Source organism: Nocardioides candidus (assembly GCF_041321175.1).
GTDB lineage: Bacteria > Actinomycetota > Actinomycetes > Propionibacteriales > Nocardioidaceae > Nocardioides.
On the sequence record NZ_JBGGWC010000001.1, the window covers coordinates 804,519 to 827,346 of the forward strand.

Genomic DNA, 22,828 nt, shown 5'->3' on the forward strand with positions numbered 1-22,828 from the left:
ACGACGTGTGGTGGATCGTCGTCGTCAAGACGCTGATGATCTTCGTGGTGCTCGTGCTGCTCACGCTGTTCAACATCTGGTGGGAGCGCCGGGTCGTGGCCCGGATGCAGCACCGGATCGGTCCCAACGTGCACGGCCCGTTCGGCCTGCTGCAGTCCCTGGCCGACGGCGTGAAGCTCGCGCTGAAGGAGGACCTGACGCCGAAGGCGGCCGACAAGGTCGTCTTCATCCTCGCGCCGGTCATCGCGGTCATCCCCGCGTTCGTGACGTTCAGCGTGATCCCGTTCGGGCCGGTGGTCGACCTCTTCGGCCAGCACACGCCCCTCCAGCTCACCGACATGCCGGTGGCGGTGCTGTTCGTGATGGCGATCGCCTCGATCGGCATCTACGGCATCGTGCTCGGCGGCTGGTCGAGCGGGTCGACGTACTCCCTCCTCGGTGGCCTGCGCTCGAGCGCCCAGATGATCTCCTACGAGGTCGCGATGGGTCTCGCGCTCGTCTCGGTGTTCATGTACGCGGGGTCGATGTCGACCAGCGAGATCGTGGCCGCGCAGGACGACTTCTGGTTCGGCCTGATCCTGCTGCCGTCCTTCCTCATCTACACGATCGCCATGGTCGGCGAGACCAACCGCGCACCGTTCGACCTCCCGGAGGCCGAGGGCGAGCTGGTCGGCGGGTTCCACACTGAGTACTCCTCGCTGAAGTTCGCGCTGTTCTTCCTGGCCGAGTACATCAACATGGCGACGGTGTCGGCGCTCGCGACGACGCTCTTCCTCGGCGGCTGGCACGCGCCGTTCTGGCTCGACCACGCCTGGGCGGGCGCCAACGAGGGCTACTGGCCGGTGCTGTGGTTCTTCGGCAAGGTGCTGTTCTTCATCTTCATCTTCATCTGGCTGCGGGGGTCGCTCCCGCGGCTGCGCTACGACCAGTTCATGGCGTTCGGCTGGAAGCGGCTCATCCCGATCTCGCTCGTCTGGATCCTGGCCGTCGCGACCATGCGCGTGGCCCGCGACGACCTCGAGTTCGACCGGCAGACCGCGATGATCGCCGCCGGCGTGCTGCTCGCGCTCTTCCTCCTCCTCTTCCTCGTCCCCGAGCGCAAGGTGGAGGACGATGCGACGGCCCCCGCCGCGCCGGCCCCGGGGGGATTCCCGGTGCCGCCGATGCCGGCGGGCGGCGCGGTGCGCGGCGCCGCGCGACCGTTGGTCTTCGCGTCCACCGACCCGATCACGACCCAGACCACGACGGAGGCCAACGATGGCTGACAAGCCCGAGGGGTCACCCTCCCTGAAGGAGCAGTTCTGGGACCCGGTCGCCGGCTTCGGCGTCACGTTCCGGACCATGTTCCGCAAGGTCGTGACCGAGCAGTACCCCAAGGAGAAGTTCCCGACCGCGCCGCGCTTCCACGGGCGGCACCAGCTCAACCGCTGGCCCGACGGCCTGGAGAAGTGCATCGGTTGCGAGCTCTGCGCATGGGCCTGCCCGGCCGACGCCATCTACGTCGAGGGGGCGTCGAACTCCGACCAGCCCGACCCCGACGGCAACAGCCAGCGCTACTCGCCCGGTGAGCGCTACGGCCGCGTCTACCAGATCAACTACCTGCGCTGCATCCTCTGCGGGCTCTGCATCGAGGCCTGCCCGACGCGCGCGCTGACGATGACGAACGAGTACGAGCTGGCCGACGACAACCGCCGCGACCTCATCTACGAGAAGTCCGACCTGCTCGCGCCGCTGCTGCCCGGGATGGAGCAGCCGCCGCACGCCATGCAGCTGGGCGACGACGAGAAGGACTACTACCGCGGGGAGTTCAAGGATCACGGGGCGACCGCCGGGGCGGCCTCCTCGGCCGCAGACCAGGGGGAGGGGTCGTGACCGCGTTCTGGATCCTCGCGCCGATCATGGTGCTCGCGGCGCTCGGCATCCTCTTCGTGCGCAAGGCCGTGCACGCGGCGCTCCTGCTCGCGGTCGTGATGATCAGCCTCGCGGTGCTCTACGCCGTGCTCGACGCGCCGTTCCTCTTCTCGGTGCAGATCATCGTCTACACCGGCGCGATCCTGATGCTCTTCCTCTTCGTGCTGATGCTGGTCGGCGTCGACGCGTCGGACTCGCTGGTCGAGACGATCAAGGGTCAGCGTTGGCTGGCCTGGGGCACCGGCCTGGTCTTCGCGGTCGTGATGATCGTCGGCCTGACCCAGATCAGCTTCGGCCACGCAGCGGGTCTCGACGAGGCCAACAAGGGCGGCAACGTCCCCGCGCTGGCCAACCTGCTCTTCTCCCGCTACGTCTTCGCGTTCGAGGTCACCAGCGCGCTGCTCATCACCGCCGCCGTCGGTGCGATGGTGCTCGCGCACCGCGAGCGCCTCACGCCCAAGGAGAGCCAGGCCGACATCGCTGCCCGGCGGGTGCGCGACTTCAGCGAGAAGGGTCTGCACCTGGGCCCGCTCCCGCCACCGGGCGTCTACGCCCGCCACAACGCGGTCGACACCCCCGCCCTGCTGCCCGACGGCAGCCCGGCGCCCGCGTCGGTCTCCCGCGTCCTCGCCGCCCGCGGCACGGTCCGGGTCGCCAGCACGCTCGCCGACGACATCGACGTGGTCACCGCGCAGCTCGAGCAGGACCCGGCGACCAAGCCCGAGACCGGTGGCAAGGACGCCGCCACCGCTTCCAGCGAGGAGGACCCCTCATGAGCGAGTACGTCGTGCTCTCGATGATCCTCTTCACGATCGGCTCGATCGGCGTGCTCACCCGGCGCAACGCGATCGTGGTGTTCATGTGCGTGGAGCTGATGCTCAACGCCAGCAACCTCGCGTTCGTCGCGTTCGCCCGCCAGCACGGCAACCTCGACGGCCAGATCGCCGCCTTCTTCGTGATGGTGGTGGCTGCGGCCGAGGTCGTGGTCGGGCTCGCGATCATCATGACCATCTTCCGGACCCGTCGCTCGGCCTCGGTCGACGACGCCAGCCTGCTGAAGTTCTGAGGGCCGATGTCTGCACTCTCGATCCCCGTGGTCGCGCCCGGCGACGCCGACGGCGTCTTCTCGCTGCTGTGGCTGATCATCGCGCTGCCGCTGGCCGGCGCCGCGATCCTGCTGCTGGGCGGCAGGCGCACCGACAAGTGGGGCCACTACCTCGGCACCCTGATGCCGATCGGCTCGTTCGTCATCAGCCTGGTGTGCTTCTTCACCACGCTGGGCCGCGACGAGGGTGACCGTCAGGTCGCCCAGCACCTCTACGACTGGATCGACGTGGGCGGTCTCCATGTCGGCATGGACCTGCTCTACGACCCGCTCTCCGCGCTCTTCCTGCTGCTGATCACCGGCGTCGGCTCCCTGATCCACATCTACTCGATCGGCTACATGGCGCACGACCCGCGCCGTCGCCGGTTCTTCGGCTACCTCAACCTGTTCGTCGCGGCGATGCTCATGCTGGTCCTCGCCGAGAACTACGTCGGCCTGTTCCTCGGCTGGGAGGGCGTCGGCCTGGCGTCGTACCTGCTGATCGGGTTCTGGCAGCACAAGCACTCCGCCGCCGCTGCGGCCAAGAAGGCGTTCGTCATCAACCGCGTGGGCGACATGGGCATGAGCCTGGCGATCTTCCTGTCGTTCGTGACCTTCGGCTCGACCAGCTTCACCGTGATCAGCGCCGACGCCCACGGCGCCTCGGCCACCACGCTCAACTGGCTCGGCGTGCTGCTCCTGATCGGCGCGTGCGGCAAGTCCGCCCAGGTGCCGCTCCAGGCCTGGCTCCTCGACGCCATGGAGGGTCCGACCCCGGTCTCGGCCCTGATCCACGCGGCCACCATGGTGACGGCAGGGGTCTACCTCGTGACCCGGTCGAACTTCATCTTCGAGATCGCGCCGCACGCCCAGACCGCCGTCGTCGTCGTCGCCACGGTCACGCTACTGTGGGGAGCGATCCTCGGTTGCGCCAAGGACGACATCAAGAAGGCGCTGGCCGGCTCGACCATGAGCCAGATCGGCTACATGATGCTCGGCGCCGGCCTCGGCGTCGCCGGCTATGCGTTCGCGATCTTCCACCTGCTGACCCACGGCTTCTTCAAGGCCAACATGTTCCTCGGCGCCGGGTCGGTCATGCACGCGATGGACGACGACGTCGACATGCGCCACTACGGCGCACTGCAGAAGATGGTCCCGGTGACCTTCCTGACCTTCGCGATGGGCTACCTCGCGATCATCGGGTTCCCCGGCTTCTCGGGCTTCTTCTCCAAGGACAAGATCATCGAGGTCGCGCTCACCGAGAACATCTGGGTCGGCCTGTGCGCGATGCTCGGAGCCGGCATCACCGGCTTCTACATGACGCGGCTGATGTTCCTCACCTTCTTCACCAAGAAGCGCTGGGCCGACGGGGTGCACCCCCACGAGTCGCCCTGGGTGATGACCGGTCCGCTCGTCGTGCTCGCCGCGCTGTCGGTGCTCGGCGGCGTGCTGCTGGCCGGTGACTGGATCGTCGACTTCCTCAGCCCGGTCGTCGGTCACGCGGACCACGAGGAGCCGCCGCTGCCGGCGCTCGTCATCAGCCTGCTCGTCGTCGTCGTGGTCGCGGTGGGCGTCTCGCTCGCCTGGTTCTTCGTGCAGAAGCGCGACGTCCCGCGTGAGGCGCCGACCGACGTCTCCTTCGTCACCCGCGCCGCGCGCGCCGACCTCTACGGCGACGCCATCAACGACACCCTGGTCGTGCGTCCCGGAAGCCGCCTGGTGACCGGTCTGGTCGCCACGGACAAGGGCCTCGTCGACGGCGCGTTCACGGGGGGAGGCCTGACGCTGGGCGGTGTCGCGCACGGCCTGCGCCGGCTGCAGACCGGCTACGTCCGCTCCTACGCCCTGTCCGTCCTCGGGGGCGCCCTGGTCCTCGTCCTGACCCTGGTGGCGGTGAACCTCTGATGCTCAGCCTGCTGATCTGGCTGCCCCTCGCCGGCGCGATCGCCGTCGCGGCGGCGCCCAAGAACCTGAGCCGCGTCCTCGGCCTCGGGGTCGCGGGCGCGACGCTGGTCGTCGCCGTCGTCGCCGCCTTCCAGTACGACGTCGACGGGGGCATGCAGCTCACCGAGACCCACACCTGGATCGAGGCGTTCGGCGTCCACTACGCGCTGGGCCTCGACGGCCTGGGCCTGCTGATGGTGCTGCTGACCGTCGCGATCGTGCCGCTCGTGCTCGTCGCGGAGTGGCACCAGGCCGACGACCCGAGCGGCGGCGGCGCGCGGTCGTACGTCGCCTGGGCACTGGCGCTCGAGGCGCTCTCGCTCGCGGTCTTCTGCGCCACCGACGTGTTCCTTTTCTACGTCGTCTTCGAGGCGACGCTGATCCCGGCGTACTTCCTCGTGGGCAGCTTCGGCCGCGAGGGCCGGGGCAACGCCGCGTTGAAGTTCCTCATGTTCCAGCTCGCGGGCGGCCTGATCCTGCTGGCCTCGGTCATCGGGCTCTACGTCGTCTCGGCGGAGCAGGGAAAGCCCTCCTACCTGCTGTCCGACCTCGCCTCGCTCGACATCGGCACCGACGCGGGCCGCTGGCTCTTCCTCGGCTTCTTCACCGCCTTCGCGATCAAGGCGCCGCTCTTCCCGGTGCACACCTGGCTGGCGGACACCACCGAGAAGGCGACGCCCGGCACCTCGGTGCTGCTCGTCTGCGTGCTCGACAAGATCGGCACGTTCGGGATGCTGCGCTTCTGCCTCGGGATCTTCCCGGAGGCGTCGCAGTGGGCGACCCCCGTCGTGGTCACCCTCGCGCTGATCTCGATCGTCTACGGCGCCCTGATCGCCATCGGGCAGGACGACCTGCTGCGCCTGATCGGCCTGACGTCACTGAGCCACTTCGGGTTCATCACGCTCGGGATCTTCGCCATGAGCAGCCAGGGCAGCTCCGGCGCGATCCTCTACATGGTCAACCACGGCGTCGGCACCGCCGCGCTGTTCCTGATCGCCGGCTACATCCACCAGCGCCGGGGCACGTGGTCGATCCGGGAGCTCGGTGGCCTCGAGAAGGCCACGCCGGTCCTGGCCGGTCTGTTCCTCGTCGCCGGTCTCGCGACCCTCGGTCTCCCGGGGCTGAGCTCCTTCGTGTCGGAGTTCCTGGTGCTGATCTCGGCGTTCGACTACGCCTGGTACGTCGGCGCGATCGCCGTCACCGGCATCGTCCTCGCCGCGATCTACGTGCTCTGGATGTACCAGCGCACCATGACCGGACCGACGCCGCCCGAGGTCGAGGGCACCGCGGACCTGGGCGTCCGGGAGATCGGTGCCGTCGCGCCGCTCATGGTCGCCCTGCTGCTCTTCGGCTTCTTCCCGGGCCCGCTGCTCGACGCGGCCAACCCCTTCACCAGCGACCTGCTGGCCCACGTGGGCGTCGTCGACGACGCCCCCGACGTGCCTCCTGCGACCGAGGTCCACGCCGAGACGGAGGACGCGAACTGATGCCCGACTTCAGCAAGCCGCACCTCGAGTACTTCGAGCTGCTCCCGATGCTCATCGTCTTCGGGACCGCCTGCATCGGCGTGCTCGTCGAGGCGTTCCTGCCGCGGGAGTCGCGCCGGGTGCCCCAGATCGCGGTGTCCCTGCTCGGCCTGGTCGCCGCCCTGGGCGCGACCATCTGGGTCGCGACCGACGTCGACAAGGTCGGCGACGGCGCGCGCGGTCTGGTGGGCGCCGAGGGCAGCGTGATCATCGACGGACCGACCCTCTACCTGTGGGGGCTGCTGCTCATCTTCGGCATCCTCGGCGTCGCGCTCTTCGCCGAGCGCCGGCTCGAGGGCGGCTTGTCCGCATTCGCCGGGCAGGCCGCAGCGCTGCCGGGCACCGAGGCCGAGCGGGTCGCCGCCACCAAGGGCCTCGACCACACCGAGGTCTACCCGCTGGTGCTCTTCGCGATCGGCGGCATGCTGCTCTTCCCGGCGTCGGGCGACCTGCTCACCATGTTCGTCGCGCTCGAGGTGCTCTCGCTGCCGCTCTACCTCCTCTGCGGGCTGGCGCGTCGGCGCCGGTTGCTGAGCCAGGAGGCGGCGCTGAAGTACTTCCTGCTCGGCGCGTTCTCCTCGGCCTTCTTCCTGTACGGCGCCGCGCTGGTCTACGGCTACGCGGGCTCGGTCTCGTTCGCTGCCATCGACCAGGCGGTGCGCGGCGACAGCGAGCAGCACGGGTTGCTGCTCGCCGGCATCGCGCTCCTCGCGGTGGGCCTGCTCTTCAAGGTCGGCGCCGCGCCGTTCCAGGCCTGGACGCCCGACGTCTACCAGGGCGCCCCCACGGCGGTGACCGCCTTCATGTCGGCCGGCACGAAGGCCGCCGCGTTCGGCGCGCTGCTGCGCCTCTTCTACGTCGCCTTCGGCGGCGAACGCTGGAGCTGGCAGCCGATGCTCTCGGTCGTCGCGGTGGCGACCATGCTGCTCGGCGCGGTGCTGGCGATGGTGCAGAGCGACGTCAAGCGCATGCTCGCCTACTCGGCGGTCGCCCACACCGGCTTCCTGCTGACCGGCGTGATCGGCGCGCAGGGCGCCGGACAGCTGGCCGACGGCCAGTACTCCTCGCTGGAGGGCGTGCTCTTCTACCTCACCACCTACGGTTTCGCCTCGGTCGGCGCCTTCGCGCTGGTGACGGTCGTCCGCGATGCAGGTGGCGAGGCCACCAGCACGGCGGCCTGGGCGGGCCTCGGGAAGCGCTCGCCGGTGGTTGCGGGTGCGTTCGCCTTCTTCCTGCTGTCGATGGCCGGGATCCCCTTGACGGCGGGCTTCATCGGCAAGTGGGCGGTCTTCACCTCGGCGATGTCCGCGGGCTTCTGGTGGGTCGTCCTGGTCGCGATCGTGTCGAGCATCATCGCGATCTTCTTCTACGTCCGACACATCCGGCTGATGTTCTTCACCGACCCCGAGCCGGGGACGACCGCCGCCGTCAGCGAGGCCTCGGTGCTCACCTTGGGCACCGTCGCGATCTGCCTGGCGGCCACCCTGGTGCTCGGTGTTGTGCCGGGCCCGGTGCTCGACCTGGTGGTGCATGCGGGAGACTTCATCAGGTGAACTCCGACTCGCCGGCCCGGAAGGCGCCGCCCAGCCCTGCCGAGCTGGCGCTGCCGATCACCGACGACGCCCTGGCCGCGCGCCTGCGCGACCGGATGACAGCGGTCGAGGCAGCGCTCTTCGAGCACGCAAGCAGCCGGGCGCCGTACGTCACCGAGGCGGCGCGCCACCTGCTCGCTGCCGGTGGCAAGCGGTTCCGACCGCTCCTGGTGCTGCTGGCCGCGGAGGCGGGTGACCGTCCCGACGCCGAGGAGGTCCGCACCGCCGCGTGCGTCGTGGAGATCACCCACGTCGGGTCGCTCTACCACGACGACGTGATGGACGAGGCGGCCCTGCGCCGCGGCGCCGACTCCGCCAACTCGCGCTACGACAACCTGGTCGCGATCCTCACCGGCGACTGGCTCTTCGCGAAGTCCTCCGAGCTGACCGCCCAGCTGGGCCCCGAGGCCGTCCGCATCCAGGCCGAGACCTTCACCCGCCTGGTCGAGGGCCAGATCCTCGAGACGGTCGAGCCCGGCCCCGGGGAGGACGCCCTGCAGCACTACCTCGAGGTCGTCGCGGGCAAGACCGGCTCGCTCATCGCGACGTCGGCCCGCTACGGCGCCATGTTCAGCGGCGCGGCGCCGGAGGTGGTCGAGGCGCTCACGCAGTACGGCGAGCTCGTCGGCACCGCGTTCCAGCTCTCCGACGACATCCTCGACATCGCCTCGGAGACCGAGGAGTCGGGCAAGACGCCGGGCACCGACCTGCGCGAAGGTGTCCCGACGCTGCCCGTGCTGATGGCCCAGGCCTCCACCGACCCGGCGGACGCCCGGCTGCTGGAGCTCCTGGGCGCCGACCTCGACGACGACGCCCTGCACGCCGAGGCCCTCGACCTCCTTCGCAAGCACCCGGCGATGGACGAGGCCCGTGCCTATGTCATCGCGCGCGCCGAGGAGGCCAAGCAGCTGCTGACCGCACTGCCGGAGGGTTCGGTGCGCGACGCTCTCGAGGCGTTCGCCGACGTGGTCGCTACGCGGACGGCGTAGCCGGCCCCGCGACGCCCTCGTCGTCCGTCGCGAGGATCGCCCGCAGCGCCGCCCGGTGCGCCTGGTAGGCGCGCCGCCCCGCGCGGGTGATCCGGTAGGTCGTCGACGCGCCCGGACCGCGGCCCTGCTTGCGGATGTCGACGTAGCCGGCCCTGGCGAGCTCGGCCATCTGCTTGGACAGGTCGGACGCGCTGACGTCGAGGTGGTCGCGGACGAAGGCGAAGTCCGCGTCGACGGCGTTGCACAGCAGCGCCATGGCGGCGAGCCGCTTCGGCGCGTGGATCACCGGGTCGAGCCCGAACTGGCTCATGCCAGTCGCGCTCGCGCCCGGGCGGCGGCCGAGGAGTAGGCACGCTCGTAGAGTGCGATCGCCGCGGTGACCACGACGAGGGCGACGACCGCGGAGAGCCAGGGCGTGGTGCGCCACAGCAGGGCGCCGACCAGCGCGACCACGGCGACCGCGCCGACGACGAAGGCCCGCATCACGCTGCGGACCTCCTGAGGAGCCCGGCCACGGGGCCAGGTGCCGCGGTAGCGGCGGTACCACGCCACGAAGCCGAGCTCGAGCACCACCAGGAGGCCGAGCGCGGCGGCCCGCGTCGGGTCGTCGGACGGGATGGCCGTCGCGAGGCAGAACGCCGCGGCCCAGAGCCCGGTCGCCGGCGGGTACCACGCCGGCGTCGGCGGGTAGTCGATGTAGGGCGCCGCGGCCGCTCGCTCGGCCTGGCGCAGAGCATCGGCGGCGTCAGCATTACTTTCCATGACGGCAAGTATTGCGAGTGCTTTCCAAGTCGTCAAGTACTTGGCCGGTCGCGTGCGTCAGTGACGCGGTCTGCCGTCGTCGCTCCCGGACCGCGTCCCAGGTGAAGATCGTCAGCGCGAGCCAGACCAGGACGAAGCCGATCCACCGGCCGGGCGGCATGTGCTCGCCGAGCACGGTGATGCCGAGGCCGAACTGGATCACCGGGGCCAGGTACTGCAGCAGACCCAGTGACGTCATCGACAGCCGGGTGGCGGCGCCGCCGAAGAGCAGGAGGGGGATGGCGGTCACGACTCCGCTCGACATCAGGAGCAGCGCGTGACCGGGGCCCTCGGAGGAGAAGTGCGCGTCGCCGGTCGTGGCCAGCCATGCCAGGTAGGCCAGGGCGAAGGGTGCGATCAGCGACGTCTCGAGGGCGAGGCTCTCGATCGCCCCGACCGACGCCTGCTTCTTCGCGAGGCCGTAGGTGCCGAACGAGAAGGCGAGCACCAGCGCCACCCACGGCGGCCGCCCGTAGTCGAGGGTCAGCACGAGCACGGCGGCGAAGCCGATGCCGAGAGCGGTCCACTGCACCGACCGCAGTCGCTCGCCGAGGACCAGCACGCCCATCAGCACCGTGACGAGTGGGTTGATGAAGTAGCCGAGAGAGGTCTCGACCACCCGGGAGGAGTTCACGCCGTAGATGTAGGTGCCCCAGTTGGAGGTGATCGTCGCTGCGGCGAGCATGAGGAGCAACGTCGTACGACGGCTGCGGAGCAGCTCGCGCAGCGCCGCCCGTCGGCGCAGCGCCACGACGAGCACCGCCATGACCACGGCCGACCACACGATGCGGTGGGCGAGGATCTCGACGGGCCCGCTCGGCTCGAGGAGCGGGAAGTAGAGCGGGAAGGCGCCCCAGAGGCCGTAGGCCGCGAGCCCGAACAGCAGCCCGCGCCGCGACTCCACCATGTCACAAGCGTACGGCCTCGACGATCATGACACCATGCGGGGCCCGTCGAGTTGTTTCGCGGGCGGTCGGCCGGGTAGGAAGGGGGCTGATCATCACCTTCTCGGCTCTAGGGGGCTTCATGCCACGCATTCTCGGAATGTTCATCGCTGCCATCACCGCTGTGCTGCTGGTCGCACCGACCGTCGCGCCGGCGCACGCGGAGGCCGGCAGCCGCGACCGCACGTCGGTCTCCGACCGCGCGCTGCCGCAGCGTCCGGTCACCATCTGGATCAAGCAGACCAAGGCGACCACGCGCGGTGTCTACGTCAAGATCGGCGGCAAGGCGACCGCGTGGAAGCACAAGCCGGTCATGCTGCAGAAGAAGCGCAACGGCGTGTTCCGCACGATCGACCGCAACCGCACCAACGACCGCGGTCAGTACTCCTTCCGCAAGTTCCTCAGGACCGGCACCCACCGCTTCCGCGTGAAGGTGCCCAAGGGCAACGGCTACGCGGCCAGCTACAGCCCGGTCGCGGGTGGCACGGTCACGAGCTGACGCTCCGACGTACGACGAAGGGCCCCGCCGACTCGGCGGGGCCCTTATTCGTCGTTGCCCGTGGCGTCAGGGGGCGTCGGTCAGCCGACGGCCCAGGTGTCGCCGGCGTTGAGCAGCCGGGTCAGCCGGTCGTGGTCGGTGCCCTCGACGGCGGCCTGGGCGTCCGCGACCTGGGCGCGCGCCTGGTCGTCGTAGGTCGGCCGCTCCACCTGGCGGAAGATGCCGATCGGCGAGCGGTTGAGGTATCCGGCGTCGGTGAGGCGCGAGATCGCGAACGCGGTGGACGGGTCCGGGTGGTGCGCGTCGTGGACCAGCAGCTGGTCGTCGGTGACCGAGGCCGTGTCGACGACCTCGACACCGCCGGCCGCGCGCACGAGCGCCTTGTCGCCGCGACCGGTGGCCGCGTCGCGGCTGCCGAACGTGATCGGCTCGCCGTGGACCAGCGGGATGATCGCGTGCTCCTTGGTCTCGTTGTCCTTGATCGCGTCGAAGGCGCCGTCGTTGAAGATCGGGCAGTTCTGGTAGATCTCCACGAACGAGGTGCCGCGGTGGGCGGCTGCGGCTGCGAGGACGGCCGTGAGGTGCTTGCGGTCGGAGTCGATGGTGCGCGCGACGAAGCTGGCCTCCGCGCCCAGGGCCAGGGAGACCGGGTTGAACGGGTGGTCCAGCGACCCGACGGGGGTGGACTTGGTGACCTTGCCGACCTCGCTGGTGGGGGAGTACTGACCCTTGGTGAGGCCGTAGATCCGGTTGTTGAACAACAGGATCGTCATGTTGACGTTGCGGCGCAGCGCGTGGATCAGGTGGTTGCCGCCGATGGAGAGGGCGTCGCCGTCACCGGTGACGACCCAGACCGAGAGGTCCTCACGGGCGGTGGCGATGCCGGTCGCGATCGACGGCGCTCGGCCGTGGATGGAGTGCATGCCGTAGGTGTCGAGGTAGTAGGGGAACCTCGACGAGCAGCCGATGCCGGAGACGAAGACGATGTTCTCGCGGCGCAGGCCGAGGTCGGGCAGGAAGGACTGCACGGCCTTCAGCACGGCGTAGTCGCCGCAGCCGGGGCACCAGCGGACCTCTTGGTCGCTGGTGAAGCTCTTGCCGGTCTGGGGTGGGTCCCCGGCGTCGTGGCGGGGGACGAGCTCGGTGCCCGAGCGGAGGGCCGGAGTGCCCAGGTCGGTGGTGGTGCTCATCGCTGTGTCCTCATGACAGGGGTGCCTCCTCGTGGTCGGCAGGGGGGTTGAGTCCGTGCTGGCCCAGCTCGACGTCGATGCCCTCGGCCTGCCCGACCAGCTGACCGATGGCCTCGGCGAGCTCGGCGGCCTTGAGCGGCAGCCCGTAGACGTGGTTGTAGCCGACGGCGTCGACGAGGTACTCGGCGCGCAGCAGCTTGGAGAGCTGGCCGAGGTTCATCTCGGGGACGAGGACCTTGTCGTAACGGCGCAGGATCTCGCCGAGGTCGCGGGGGAAGGGGTTGAGGTGGCGCAGGTGCGTCTGGGCCACGTGGTAGCCGGCGCGGCGCACGCGCCGGCAGGCCGCGCCGATCGGACCGTACGTCGATCCCCAGCCGATGACCAGGACCTTCGCCTCGCCGGAGGGATCCTCGACCTCGAGTGGGGGCAGCGACTTGGCGATCGCCTCGACCTTGGCCTGGCGGGTGCGGACCATGAAGTCGTGGTTGGCGGGGTCGTAGGAGATGTTGCCGTGACCGTCGCCCTTCTCCAGGCCGCCGATGCGGTGCTCCAGTCCGGCGGTCCCGGGGATCGCCCACGGGCGGGCGAGGGTCTCGGCGTCGCGCTGGTAGGGCCAGAACTCGTCCGGTTCCCCGCCCTCGGACTTCGCCGAGGCGTGGTTGGGGCCCGTGGCGAAGTCGGGGTCGATGGCGGGCAGGTCGTCGACGTCGGGGATGCGCCAGGGCTCGGAGCCGTTGGCGAGGTAGCCGTCGGAGAGCAGCATGACCGGGGTGCGGTAGGTGATCGCGATGCGGGCGGCCTCGACGGCGGCGGCGAAGCAGTCGCCGGGCGACTGCGGAGCGACGATCGGGACGGGTGCCTCGCCGTTGCGGCCGTACATGGCCTGCATCAGGTCGGCCTGCTCGGTCTTGGTCGGCAGACCCGTGGAGGGACCGCCGCGCTGGACGTCGATCACGAGCAGCGGCAGCTCGGTCATCACGGCGAGGCCGATCGCCTCGGACTTCAGCGCGATGCCCGGTCCTGACGTGGTCGTCACGCCGAGCGAGCCGGCGAAGGAGGCGCCGATGGCGGCGCCGATGCCGGCGATCTCGTCCTCGGCCTGAAGCGTGGTGATGCCGAACGCCTTGTGCTTGGACAGCTCGTGGAGGATGTCGGAGGCCGGGGTGATCGGGTAGGACCCCAGGAACACCGGCAGTCCGGAGCGCACTCCGGCCGCGATCAGGCCGTAGGAGAGGGCGAGGTTGCCGGTGATGTTGCGGTAGGCGCCGGCCGGCAGCGTTGCGGGCTTGATCTCGTAGCGGACGACGAACGTCTCGGTGGTCTCGCCGAAGTTCCAGCCCGCCTTGAAGGCCGCCAGGTTGGCGCCGAGGATGTCGGGGCTCTTCTTGAACTTCGACTCCAGGAACTTCGTGGTCGGCTCGGTCGGGCGGCCGTACATCCACGACAGCAGGCCGAGGGCGAACATGTTCTTCGCCCGCGCCGCGTCCTTGCGGGACAGGCCGAACTCCTTGACCGCCTCGACCGTCATGCCGGTCAGGTCGACGGCGTGCACCTGGAACTCGCCGAGGGGGTCGTTGGCATCGCCGAGCAGGTCGAGCGGGTTGACGTCGTACCCGGCCTTGTCGAGGTTGCGCTTGGTGAAGTCGTGGGTGTCCACGATGATCGCCGCGCCCTTGGGGAGGTCGCCGAGGTTGGCCTTCAGCGCGGCCGGGTTCATCGCCACCAGCACGTCGGGCCGGTCGCCGGCGGTGAGGATGTCGTGGTCCGCGAAGTGCACCTGGAAGGACGACACGCCCGGCAGCGTGCCCTGGGGGGCGCGGATCTCGGCGGGGAAGTTGGGCAGGGTGACCAGGTCGTTGCCGAAGACGGCCGACTCCTGGGTGAACCGGTCACCGGTCAGCTGCATGCCGTCGCCGGAGTCGCCGGCGAACCGGATGATCACCCGGTCGAGCTGCTTGACCTGCTTGGTCTGACTCACGTTCGATCCACTTTCCCTACAGCCCCGGTGTCAGGGCGTCGTGCGCTGAGGTTCGTAGGTGTCGCGGCGCCGCGGCGCACCTCGTCCCGATTCTAGAACGTGTTCCAGTTTTCTGCTGGACACGTGTCCGAAGTCTCGCCCGCGCACTCCCGGCACGCCCCCCAACGATAGTCCGCGATCGGAGCGCGACCGATTCTTCGCCAGCCCCTGGGCGCGGGCGCCGGGTGACCTCGCTCACACACCCGGGCTCGCCGAGCGCGCACGAGATCCCGGTCCGACACGCGGGACTTGCGTATTGACTCACTAAAGTCTAGTAATCTACCTGTCATTCACGATGAAGGCCGTGCCTACCGGGGCATCGGTCGGGACAAGGAAGTGAAGTCATGAAGAAGACGCTCAAGGCAGCGGTGGTGGGGTTGACCGGGGCACTGGCCTTGACCGCCTGCACGTCCGCCGGCGGCACCAGCTCCAAGGACACGCTCTCGCTCGTCGGGTTCTCCGTCCTCGAGACGGCCAACAACGCGGAGTTCTCCGCCTTCCAGGACACCGACGCCGGCAAGGACGTCGAGTTCGCGCCGTCCTACGGTCCGTCCGGCGACCAGAGCCGTGCGGTCGAGGCCGGGGCCGACGCCGACGTCGTGCACTTCTCGCTCGAGACCGACATGACCCGCCTGGTCGACGCCGGTCTGGTCTCCGACGACTGGAAGTCGGGCCCGACCAAGGGCATCGCCACCAGCTCCGTCGTCGTGATCGCCGTCCGCAAGGGCAACCCCGAGGGCATCACCGGCTGGGACGACCTGGTCGAGGACGGCACCACCGTGGTCGCCGCCAACCCGGGCTCCTCGGGCGCGGCGCGCTGGTCGATGCTCGCCGCCTGGGAGCACATCGTGGGCAACGGCGGGACCGACGCCGAGGCCAAGGCGTACGTCGCCAAGCTGCTCGCGAACACCCCGGTGCTCCCTGCCAGCGGCCGCGACGCGACCTCGGCGTTCCTCGAGGGCGACCAGGACGCGCTCATCACCTACGAGAACGAGGCGATCCTCGCCAAGCAGAACGACTCCGACATCGACTACGTCATCCCGGACGACACCCTGCTGATCGAGAACCCCGCGGCCGTCACGGTCGACGCCAAGGACGGCGCGCAGGACTTCCTCGACTTCCTCGAGAGCGCCGACGGCCAGGAGATCTACGCGAAGTACGGCTTCCGCCCGGTCGCAGGTGTCGACGGCGTGGAGGTGCCCGAGGTCGAGGGCGCCAACGACCCGTCCGACCCGTTCCCCGCCCCGGCGAAGCTGTTCACGATCGACGGTGACCTCGGTGGCTGGAGCGAGGCTGCCGACAAGTTCTTCGCCGACGGCGAGGACGGTGAGCCGCTCGGCATCATCATCGACCTGATCCAGAAGTCGGGCACCGACGCCCAGGACGACTGACAGCCCGCATGACTGCTGCATCGCTCGATGCTCCGGCCCGCCCGACGCCTCGGCGTCGGGCGGGTCGCAGCACGACCCTGACCCCGGGTTCGTCGCTCGCGCTGGGGATCTCGATCGTCTGGTTCAGCCTGCTGGTCCTGATCCCCCTCACGGCCGTCGTCGTGTCCGCCAGTGACCGTGGCTGGTCCGGCTACTGGCAGACCATCACCAACCCGCAGACCATGGCGGCCGTCCGGCTCACCGTCGGACAGTCCGTCCTCGTGACGCTCGTCAACATCGTCGTCGGCACGGTCATCGCCTGGGTGCTGGTGCGCGACCGGTTCTTCGGCAAGCGGCTGCTCGACGTCATCATCGACATCCCGTTCGCGCTGCCGACGATCGTCGCCGGTCTGGTCCTGCTCGGCCTCTACGGGCCGAACAGCCCGCTGGACCTGCACTGGGCCTACACCCGCAACGCGGTGACCCTCGCGCTCGCCTTCGTCACCCTGCCGTTCGTCGTACGCACGGTGCAACCGGTGCTGGAGGAGCTCGACCACGACGTCGAGGAGGCGGCCGCGTCGCTCGGCGCGAGCCGCGGCACGATCTTCCGTCGCGTCATCCTTCCCAGTCTGGTGCCGGCGATCACCGCCGGTGCGGCGCTCTCGTTCGCCCGGGCGATCGCGGAGTACGGCTCGCTGGTGCTGCTGAGCGGCAACAAGCCCTTCCACACCGAGGTGGTGTCGGTCCGTGTGCTCACCCACATCGAGAACGGCAGCGGTGCGTCCGCCGCGGCGGTCGCGAGCCTGATGCTCCTCGTCGCCTTCGTCGTGATCGTGCTGCTCGACATCATCCAGAGGCGGGTGAGCTCCCGTGCTTGAGGTCTCCACCCCTGTGAAGTGGCTGCTCCGCGTGATCGCGGTCGGCTACGTCTTCTTCCTGGTCGCCTGGCCGGTCGAGACGATCATCAAGACGGCCTTCTCCGACGGCGTCGGGCCCCTGCTCGACGTCTTCTCCGAGCCGGCCACCGTGCACGCGCTGCTGCTGACCCTCGAGATCGCCGTCCAGGCGGTGCTGATCAACCTGGTCTTCGGCGTGACCATCTCGATCCTGCTGGTGCGCTACGAGTTCCCGGGGAAGCGGCTGCTGTCCGCACTGATCGACCTGCCGATGTCGGTCTCGCCGATCGTCGTCGGACTCGCCCTGCTCCTGGTCTACAACGGCCGTGACGGCTGGTTCGGTCCGACCGTCGAGGAGTGGGGCCTGCGGATCATCTTCAGCGGCACCGGCATGATCATGGCGACCTGCTTCGTCGCGCTGCCGCTGGTCATCCGCGAGGTCGTGCCCGTCCTGCAGGAGATCGGCGACGACCAGGAGCAGGCGGCACGCAGCCTGGGTGCCAACTTCCGCCAGACCTTCTGGCGGATCACCCTGCCGTCCATCCGCTGGGCCGTCGTCTACGGCGTGGTCCTGAGCCTCGCGCGCAGCCTCGGCGAGTTCGGCGCGGTGAAGGTCGTGTCCGGCAACGTCATCAACCAGACCCAGACCGCCACGCTGCTCGTGGAGTCGAAGTACCAGAGCTTCGACCAGCCCGGCGCCTACTCGATCGCGTTCGTGCTGGCGTTCATCAGCGTGCTCTGCATCGTCGTGGTCTCCCTGCTCCGACCCAAGGAAGGTCACCTCAAATGAGCATCGAAGTAACCAACGTGACCAAGAAGTACGGCGACTTCTACGCCCTCGACGACGTCAGCGTCTCGCTTCCCACCGGTCAGCTCACCGCCCTGCTGGGGCCGTCGGGCGGCGGGAAGTCGACGCTGCTGCGGATCATCGCCGGGCTCGACACCGCCGACACCGGCAGCGTCGCGATCGAGGGGGTCAACGCCACGAAGCTCCCGCCGCAGAAGCGGAACGTCGGCTTCGTCTTCCAGCACTACGCGGTCTTCAAGCACATGACGGTGGCGAAGAACGTCGCGTTCGGGCTGGAGATCCGTCGCACGCCGAAGGCGGAGGTCAAGCGCAGGGTCGGCGAGCTGCTCGAGCTCGTCCACCTGTCGCAGTTCGCGGACCGGATGCCGTCCCAGCTCTCCGGTGGTCAGCGGCAGCGCATGGCGCTGGCCAGGGCGCTCGCCGTCGAGCCCTCGGTCCTGCTGCTCGACGAGCCGTTCGGCGCGCTCGACGCGAAGGTCCGCAAGGAGCTGCGCGAGTGGCTGCGCCGCCTCCACGACGAGGTCCACGTGACGACCGTGTTCGTCACCCACGACCAGGAGGAGGCGATGGAGGTCGCCGACGAGATCGTCGTGATCAACCAGGGCCGCGTGGAGCAGATCGGCACGCCCGACCAGCTCTACGACGAGCCCGCGAGCGACTTCGTCATGGGCTTCCTCGGCGAGGTGACCCGGCTGGGTCCGGTGCGACTGCGGCCGCACGACGTCGAGGTCGCCGTCACGCCGGGCCGGGCCGGGGCCTTCCCGGGCACCGTGACGCGGGTGCTGCGGGTGGGCTTCGAGGTCCGCCTCCAGGTGCAGCTCGACGATGAGTTCGGTGCGGGGGCGGAGCCGGTCTCAGTGGTGCTCTCGCGCAGCCACGCGCGCTCGCTCGACGTCGAGCTCGGCTCCAAGGTGTGGCTGACGGCCGCCGTCGGCGCCGTGACGGTGCCGGCGATGGTCGCCGTCTAGGAGGGTCCGACCAGGGCCTCGACGCGTCGCTTGAGGGCTTCCGCATGGCGCCGGAAGCCCTCGGCGACGCGGTCGGGCCCCGCCAGGCGGACGGCCGGTCCGCTGAACTCCTCGACCGTGTCGTACGTCGTCGGGCCGCCCGGTCTCCGGACGAGCCGCTGGTGCCGGGTGCCCCGGATGAGCCGCAGCCGGGTGGGCAGGCCGGCGTAGACGTAGGAGAGGCGAGCCGTCGTGACGCCGTCGGCATCGGTCGTCGGCGGGTCGATGGCCGTGATCACCTCGGGCGAGCGCGTCGTCCGGCCGCCCGCCCACCGCACGTGCAGCACGATCGGGTTGCCGACGGCCGCAGGTTGCGGAGTCTCGGCGCGGAAGACGAAGGGGTTCCAGTCGCCGTACGCCTCGGTGTCGAGCATGACGGCCCAGACCTGCTCCAGCGGCGCCTCGATGTCGACGATCGCGCGGGGCTCAGCACGCATCGAGCTGGTTGGCCAGGGTCTGCGCTGCGCCCAGCCGCTTGTCCGGCTGGCCGCCGAGGAGCACGACGATCCCGGTGGCCTCCGCCTTCTGGATGCACGACTGCTTCACGGCGTCGTCGTGGGCGTGCTCGGCATCCTCGTGGGCCTGCTGGCCGGCGTGCCAGACCAGGACCGCGTTGACCGCGACCAGCGCGACGAGGACGGAGAGCAGGATCGTGATCACCCGGTTCATGATCCGAACCATAAGGCGTTGGGAAGCCCAACAATTAGCCCGTTGGGCTGATTCGTCAGGCGCCGCGCCCGTCTAGCGTCGGGAGCCGGTCCGGTCACCGCCGGGCCGCTCTCGGGCACACCATCCCCCCGGCTCAAGGACGGCAACGCATGAGGCTTCCCACACCCACCTTCGGCAAGGTGCTCGCTGGCACCGCGGTGCTGTTGGTCGCGACGACCGGCACGGCGTACGCGGCGAACACGGTCGGCAGCGGCGACATCATCAACAACAGCGTCCAGAGCGTCGACATCAAGGACGGCACGATCGCGTCGATCGACATCCTCGACGGGTCGATCAAGAGCGGCGACATCGCGGACGCGAGCGTGTCGACGGCCGACATCCTCAACGAGTCGCTCAAGTCGGTGGACATCCTCAACGACTCGATCCTGTCCGCCGACATCAAGAACGGGACGTTGGTCGGCAACGACCTCGCCAACGAGACCATCACGTCGGCGAAGATCCTCGACGGCACCATCACCGGCGGTGACGTGGCCGACGGCTCCCTCGACGGCGCCGACGTCGCCGACGAGTCGCTGACCAGCTCCGACCTCGCCACCGACTCGGTCCAGGCGACCGAGGTCGCGGACAACTCGATCGACGCCGGCGAGATCGTCGACTTCGGGCTGACGAACGAGGACATCGGTGTCCTGTACGCCCAGGTCAACAGTGACGGGAGCATCTTCAGCAGCAGCGGTGGGGTGACCGGCACCTCGCTCGGCACCGGCACCTACCAGGTCGACTTCGGGCGGAACATCTCCAACTGCGGCTACTTCTCCACCCAGGGTGAGGGCGGCATCGGCGGTGCCGGTGGTGCGATCACCGGTGTGACCGACCGTTCGGGCAACCCCAACGCGGTGTTCGCCACGACCCGTGACGCCACGGGCACGCTGGTCAACGCGGCGTTCCAGTTGCTGGTGGTCTGCTGATGCAGCTCCACCTGAAGCACGGCATCGCCGCCGGGGCGACGGTGCTGGCCGTGGTGATCGCGGCCCCCGCGATCGGAGCCGCCTCCGGCTCCGACAAATCGGGCCAACCGCCCCCGGGCGCCAAGGGCGCGGTGGCGACCAGCCACTTCGCCCCCGTGCCGAAGCAGCCCCCCGCCGGCACCAGGGGCACGGTGGCCAAGGGTCACTTCGCCCCGGTGCCGAAGCAGCCGCTGAACAGGTACCCGCAGAAGTCGACCGGCATCAAGCTCGGCAAGCAGCTGCGGCACAGCAAGCACGACAACGGCGTGAAGGGACTGCGCCCGACCAAGGACCACGGCAAGAAGAACCTGCCGGTCCAGAAGGGCTGAGAACCGCGCACCGGGGCCCGGCTCCTTGGGGGAGTCGGGCCCCGGTCATGCGCCGGGTCGTATTAGCCCGTAAGGCTGATTACAGAGGGGCGGGGCGGGTCTAGCGTCGAAATCAGGCTCGTTCGGCGAGCCGGTCTCGGGCCCCCACCCTCTCCAGGAAACGGCAAGCGCATGAGGCTCCCGCAACCCACCTTCGGCAAGGTCCTGGCCGGCACCGCGATCGTGCTGGTCGCGACCACCGGCACCGCCTACGCGGCGAACACGGTCGGCAGCGCCGACATCATCAACAACAGCGTGCAGAGCGTCGACATCAAGGACGGCACCGTCGCCAGTGTCGACATCCTCAACGGCACCGTCACCGGCGGTGACATCGCCGACGCGTCGATCACCACCGCCGACGTCCTCAACGAGTCGATCAAGTCCGTCGACATCCTCAACGACTCGGTGCTCTCGGCCGACATCAAGAACGGCACGATCGTCACCAACGACATCTCCGACGGCGGTGTCACCACGGCGGACATCCTCGACGGGACGATCGGCTCGGCCGACGTGGGGGACGGCTCGCTCACCGGCACCGACGTCACCGACAATTCACTGACCGGCGACGACGTCCAGGACAACACGCTCGGGACGCTGGACATCGCCACCGACGCGATCGACTCCGACGAGATCCTCGACTTCGGGCTCAGCAACGAGGACGTCGCCGTGCTCGGCGCAGCTGTCAACGCCGACGGGACCCTCCACCACAGCCAAGGGTTCTCGGTCACTACAAGTCACCTCGGCACCGGCCTCTACCAGGTCGACCTCGGTCGCGACGTCCAGTCCTGCGTCTACAACGCGACGATCGGCACCACCACGGCGGGCAACGCCGCGAGCGGGTTCATCGACGTGTCTCCGCGGTCCGGGGTCCCGAACGCGGTCTTCGTCGACATCCACAACGCGGCCAACACCGCCGGCCAGGACTCGCCGTTCCACCTCACGGTGGTGTGCTGACCATGCAGCGACGGAGGCACTCGCAACCGGTGCGCTGGCGCACGGGCATCGCCACACTCGCGATGGTCGGCGGAGCCGCGGTCGCGGTCCCGGCGCTCGCCCAGGCGCTGCCGGACTCGGCGGGCGGCAGCCACGGACAGCCGCCGCCCGGCGCCTCGACGGCCAAGGTCCATGCCGCTCCGCAGGGCACCCAACCGCCCGCCGGGGCGCAGGCCAAGACCTACAAGGCGCCGCCCCTCGGCGTCCAGCCCGCCGGGCCTAAGGTCCGGCCCGGTCCGCCGACCCAGGTCCAGGGCCCGAAGGAGAAGAGGTCGCCGCGCAACGGGCACGTCGCCCGCCGCCTCGACAAGGGTGGCGTGAACGGCGCTGCCGGCCGCCGCACGGACGGCTGACCTGACTCCTGCGCTGGGCCGTGCTCGCCACGGCCCAGCGCGAGGTGGACTCAGCGGTAGTTGGTGAACTGCACCGCGAAGTCGTAGTCCTGCGCCTTCACCAGCGCCTGGACGGCCTGGAGGTCGTCGCGCTTCTTCGAGGACACCCGGAGCTCGTCGCCCTGGACCTGGGCCTTGACGCCCTTGGGGCCCTCGTCGCGGATCAGCTTGCTGATCTTCTTGGCGTCCTCGGAGGTGATGCCCTCCTTGAGGGTGATCGCGATCTTCGACTGCTGGCCGGACGGGCGGGGCTCGGACGCGTCGAGGATCTTCAGCGACTGGTTGCGCTTGATCAGCTTGTCCTGGAAGACGCTGAGCACGGCACTCGCCCGGTCGTCCGCCGAGGCTGTGATCTCGATCGCCTGCTCGCCCTTCCACTCGATGGTGGCGCCGGTGCCCTTGAAGTCGAAGCGGGTCGCGACCTCCCGCGCCGTCTGGCCGAGCGCGTTGTCGACCTCCTGGCGGTCGATCTTGCTGACGATGTCGAAGGAGGAATCGGCCATGTCTAGTTCAGTCCCCTGGTTTTCTTGGACGGGCACGTGCTGCGCTATTGTTTCGCGTCGTTGTCGACCCGCCAACCTCGGGCCTCCCGTGCCTCGGAAATCAGGTCGTCGACACACCCTGGCAGGTTGCCCGAGCGGCCAAAGGGAGCTGACTGTAAATCAGCCGGCATTGCCTACAGTGGTTCGAATCCACTACCTGCCACAGGGACAGCACCGCCCCCGGCCCGTGAACCTGCGGCCGGGGGCGGTTGCGTCTGCCATGCGGTTTCGCGAGCTTTTCGAGGACTGGGAAGCGGTCGGGTGCGGATGATCTATACGATG

At 69.5% G+C, this 22,828-nt stretch carries 25 protein-coding genes and 1 tRNA gene; 18 read left to right on the forward strand and 8 right to left on the reverse strand.

What is annotated here, in order from left to right; all coding sequences use genetic code 11:
- Positions 1–35 precede the first annotated feature (35 nt).
- The 8 genes from nuoH to ACAX67_RS03975 are packed head-to-tail and all read left to right on the forward strand — an operon-like array spanning position 36 to position 9,046.
- Entirely contained in the window at positions 36–1,265 is a 1,230-nt protein-coding gene (gene nuoH, locus ACAX67_RS03940) for an NADH-quinone oxidoreductase subunit NuoH (RefSeq protein WP_370703637.1), read from the forward strand.
- A complete protein-coding gene (gene nuoI / locus ACAX67_RS03945) occupies positions 1,258–1,872 on the forward strand; it encodes an NADH-quinone oxidoreductase subunit NuoI (RefSeq protein WP_370702507.1) in 615 nt (204 codons plus the stop codon). The genes nuoH and nuoI overlap by 8 nt, the downstream gene beginning before the upstream one ends.
- Before the next feature lie 26 nt (positions 1,873–1,898).
- Positions 1,899–2,687, forward strand: a complete 789-nt coding sequence (locus ACAX67_RS03950) for an NADH-quinone oxidoreductase subunit J (protein WP_370703638.1) — start codon at positions 1,899–1,901, stop codon at positions 2,685–2,687.
- Entirely contained in the window at positions 2,684–2,977 is a 294-nt protein-coding gene (nuoK, locus tag ACAX67_RS03955; RefSeq protein ID WP_370702508.1) for an NADH-quinone oxidoreductase subunit NuoK, read from the forward strand. Before ACAX67_RS03950 ends, nuoK begins: the two co-directional genes overlap by 4 nt.
- A gap of 6 nt (positions 2,978–2,983) precedes the next feature.
- Positions 2,984–4,900 carry an NADH-quinone oxidoreductase subunit L gene (gene nuoL, locus ACAX67_RS03960; RefSeq protein WP_370702509.1) on the forward strand — a complete coding sequence of 639 codons (1,917 nt, stop codon included), beginning with the start codon at positions 2,984–2,986 and terminating at the stop codon, positions 4,898–4,900.
- The gene (locus ACAX67_RS03965) at positions 4,900–6,426 is read left to right on the forward strand and encodes an NADH-quinone oxidoreductase subunit M (RefSeq protein ID WP_370702510.1); all 1,527 of its coding nucleotides are present in this window, start codon (positions 4,900–4,902) and stop codon (positions 6,424–6,426) included. The genes nuoL and ACAX67_RS03965 overlap by 1 nt, the downstream gene beginning before the upstream one ends.
- On the forward strand, positions 6,426–8,018 hold the full coding sequence (gene nuoN, locus ACAX67_RS03970) for an NADH-quinone oxidoreductase subunit NuoN (protein WP_370702511.1): 1,593 nt from the start codon (positions 6,426–6,428) through the stop codon (positions 8,016–8,018). Before ACAX67_RS03965 ends, nuoN begins: the two co-directional genes overlap by 1 nt.
- Positions 8,015–9,046, forward strand: a complete 1,032-nt coding sequence (locus tag ACAX67_RS03975) for a polyprenyl synthetase family protein (RefSeq protein ID WP_370702512.1) — start codon at positions 8,015–8,017, stop codon at positions 9,044–9,046. Before nuoN ends, ACAX67_RS03975 begins: the two co-directional genes overlap by 4 nt.
- Here the strand turns inward: ACAX67_RS03975 and ACAX67_RS03980 are convergent.
- The 3 genes from ACAX67_RS03980 to rarD are packed head-to-tail and all read right to left on the reverse strand — an operon-like array spanning position 9,030 to position 10,754.
- Positions 9,030–9,356 carry a transcriptional regulator gene (locus tag ACAX67_RS03980; RefSeq protein WP_370702513.1) on the reverse strand — a complete coding sequence of 109 codons (327 nt, stop codon included), beginning with the start codon at positions 9,354–9,356 and terminating at the stop codon, positions 9,030–9,032. The genes ACAX67_RS03975 and ACAX67_RS03980 overlap by 17 nt on opposite strands.
- Positions 9,353–9,808, reverse strand: coding sequence for a hypothetical protein (locus ACAX67_RS03985; protein WP_370702514.1), 456 nt, complete (start codon positions 9,806–9,808; stop codon positions 9,353–9,355). The genes ACAX67_RS03980 and ACAX67_RS03985 overlap by 4 nt, the downstream gene beginning before the upstream one ends.
- Positions 9,798–10,754 (reverse strand): EamA family transporter RarD, encoded by a 957-nt coding sequence (gene rarD, locus ACAX67_RS03990; RefSeq protein WP_370702515.1) that lies wholly within the window; start codon positions 10,752–10,754, stop codon positions 9,798–9,800. The genes ACAX67_RS03985 and rarD overlap by 11 nt, the downstream gene beginning before the upstream one ends.
- Positions 10,755–10,873: 119 nt before the next feature.
- Here rarD and ACAX67_RS03995 point away from each other — a divergent pair, with 119 nt between their 5' ends.
- On the forward strand, positions 10,874–11,290 hold the full coding sequence (locus ACAX67_RS03995; protein WP_370702516.1) for a hypothetical protein: 417 nt from the start codon (positions 10,874–10,876) through the stop codon (positions 11,288–11,290).
- Positions 11,291–11,370: 80 nt separating this feature from the next.
- On the opposite strand, the gene ACAX67_RS04000 is transcribed toward ACAX67_RS03995, so the two are convergent.
- Together ACAX67_RS04000 and ACAX67_RS04005 are read right to left on the reverse strand one after the other, a co-directional pair.
- Positions 11,371–12,480 carry a 2-oxoacid:ferredoxin oxidoreductase subunit beta gene (locus ACAX67_RS04000; protein WP_370702517.1) on the reverse strand — a complete coding sequence of 370 codons (1,110 nt, stop codon included), beginning with the start codon at positions 12,478–12,480 and terminating at the stop codon, positions 11,371–11,373.
- A 10-nt stretch (positions 12,481–12,490) separates the two neighbouring features.
- A complete protein-coding gene (locus tag ACAX67_RS04005; RefSeq protein WP_370702518.1) occupies positions 12,491–14,458 on the reverse strand; it encodes a 2-oxoacid:acceptor oxidoreductase subunit alpha in 1,968 nt (655 codons plus the stop codon).
- Between the two features lie 383 nt (positions 14,459–14,841).
- Between ACAX67_RS04005 and ACAX67_RS04010 the strand changes: the two genes are divergently transcribed.
- Genes ACAX67_RS04010 through ACAX67_RS04025 form a run of 4 tightly spaced genes read left to right on the forward strand, consistent with a single transcriptional unit; the run spans position 14,842 to position 18,539 of the window.
- Positions 14,842–15,888 (forward strand): sulfate ABC transporter substrate-binding protein, encoded by a 1,047-nt coding sequence (locus ACAX67_RS04010; protein WP_370702519.1) that lies wholly within the window; start codon positions 14,842–14,844, stop codon positions 15,886–15,888.
- 8 nt (positions 15,889–15,896) lie between these two features.
- The gene (gene cysT, locus ACAX67_RS04015) at positions 15,897–16,745 is read left to right on the forward strand and encodes a sulfate ABC transporter permease subunit CysT (RefSeq protein ID WP_370702520.1); all 849 of its coding nucleotides are present in this window, start codon (positions 15,897–15,899) and stop codon (positions 16,743–16,745) included.
- Complete coding sequence (locus ACAX67_RS04020) at positions 16,738–17,553, forward strand: sulfate ABC transporter permease (RefSeq protein WP_370702521.1); 816 nt, start codon at positions 16,738–16,740, stop codon at positions 17,551–17,553. Before cysT ends, ACAX67_RS04020 begins: the two co-directional genes overlap by 8 nt.
- The gene (locus tag ACAX67_RS04025) at positions 17,550–18,539 is read left to right on the forward strand and encodes a sulfate/molybdate ABC transporter ATP-binding protein (protein ID WP_370702522.1); all 990 of its coding nucleotides are present in this window, start codon (positions 17,550–17,552) and stop codon (positions 18,537–18,539) included. The genes ACAX67_RS04020 and ACAX67_RS04025 overlap by 4 nt, the downstream gene beginning before the upstream one ends.
- On the opposite strand, the gene ACAX67_RS04030 is transcribed toward ACAX67_RS04025, so the two are convergent.
- Both ACAX67_RS04030 and ACAX67_RS04035 read right to left on the reverse strand, forming a co-directional pair.
- Entirely contained in the window at positions 18,536–19,015 is a 480-nt protein-coding gene (locus ACAX67_RS04030) for an SRPBCC domain-containing protein (protein ID WP_370702523.1), read from the reverse strand. The genes ACAX67_RS04025 and ACAX67_RS04030 overlap by 4 nt on opposite strands.
- Positions 19,005–19,247, reverse strand: coding sequence for a hypothetical protein (locus ACAX67_RS04035; RefSeq protein ID WP_370702524.1), 243 nt, complete (start codon positions 19,245–19,247; stop codon positions 19,005–19,007). Before ACAX67_RS04035 ends, ACAX67_RS04030 begins: the two co-directional genes overlap by 11 nt.
- A 149-nt stretch (positions 19,248–19,396) precedes the next feature.
- Between ACAX67_RS04035 and ACAX67_RS04040 the strand changes: the two genes are divergently transcribed.
- The 4 genes from ACAX67_RS04040 (at position 19,397) to ACAX67_RS04055 (ending at position 21,965) form a co-directional block, all read left to right on the forward strand.
- Positions 19,397–20,212, forward strand: a complete 816-nt coding sequence (locus tag ACAX67_RS04040; RefSeq protein WP_370702525.1) for a hypothetical protein — start codon at positions 19,397–19,399, stop codon at positions 20,210–20,212.
- Positions 20,212–20,580 carry a hypothetical protein gene (locus ACAX67_RS04045; protein ID WP_370702526.1) on the forward strand — a complete coding sequence of 123 codons (369 nt, stop codon included), beginning with the start codon at positions 20,212–20,214 and terminating at the stop codon, positions 20,578–20,580. The genes ACAX67_RS04040 and ACAX67_RS04045 overlap by 1 nt, the downstream gene beginning before the upstream one ends.
- 171 nt (positions 20,581–20,751) lie before the next feature.
- Entirely contained in the window at positions 20,752–21,573 is an 822-nt protein-coding gene (locus ACAX67_RS04050; protein WP_370702527.1) for a hypothetical protein, read from the forward strand.
- Positions 21,574–21,575: 2 nt separating this feature from the next.
- On the forward strand, positions 21,576–21,965 hold the full coding sequence (locus tag ACAX67_RS04055) for a hypothetical protein (RefSeq protein WP_370702528.1): 390 nt from the start codon (positions 21,576–21,578) through the stop codon (positions 21,963–21,965).
- 50 nt (positions 21,966–22,015) lie between these two features.
- Here ACAX67_RS04055 and ACAX67_RS04060 read toward each other — a convergent pair whose 3' ends face one another.
- Entirely contained in the window at positions 22,016–22,507 is a 492-nt protein-coding gene (locus ACAX67_RS04060) for a YajQ family cyclic di-GMP-binding protein (RefSeq protein ID WP_370702529.1), read from the reverse strand.
- 120 nt (positions 22,508–22,627) lie between these two features.
- Between ACAX67_RS04060 and ACAX67_RS04065 the strand changes: the two genes are divergently transcribed.
- Positions 22,628–22,709: transfer RNA gene (locus tag ACAX67_RS04065), tRNA-Tyr, on the forward strand.
- Positions 22,710–22,828 lie beyond the last annotated feature (119 nt).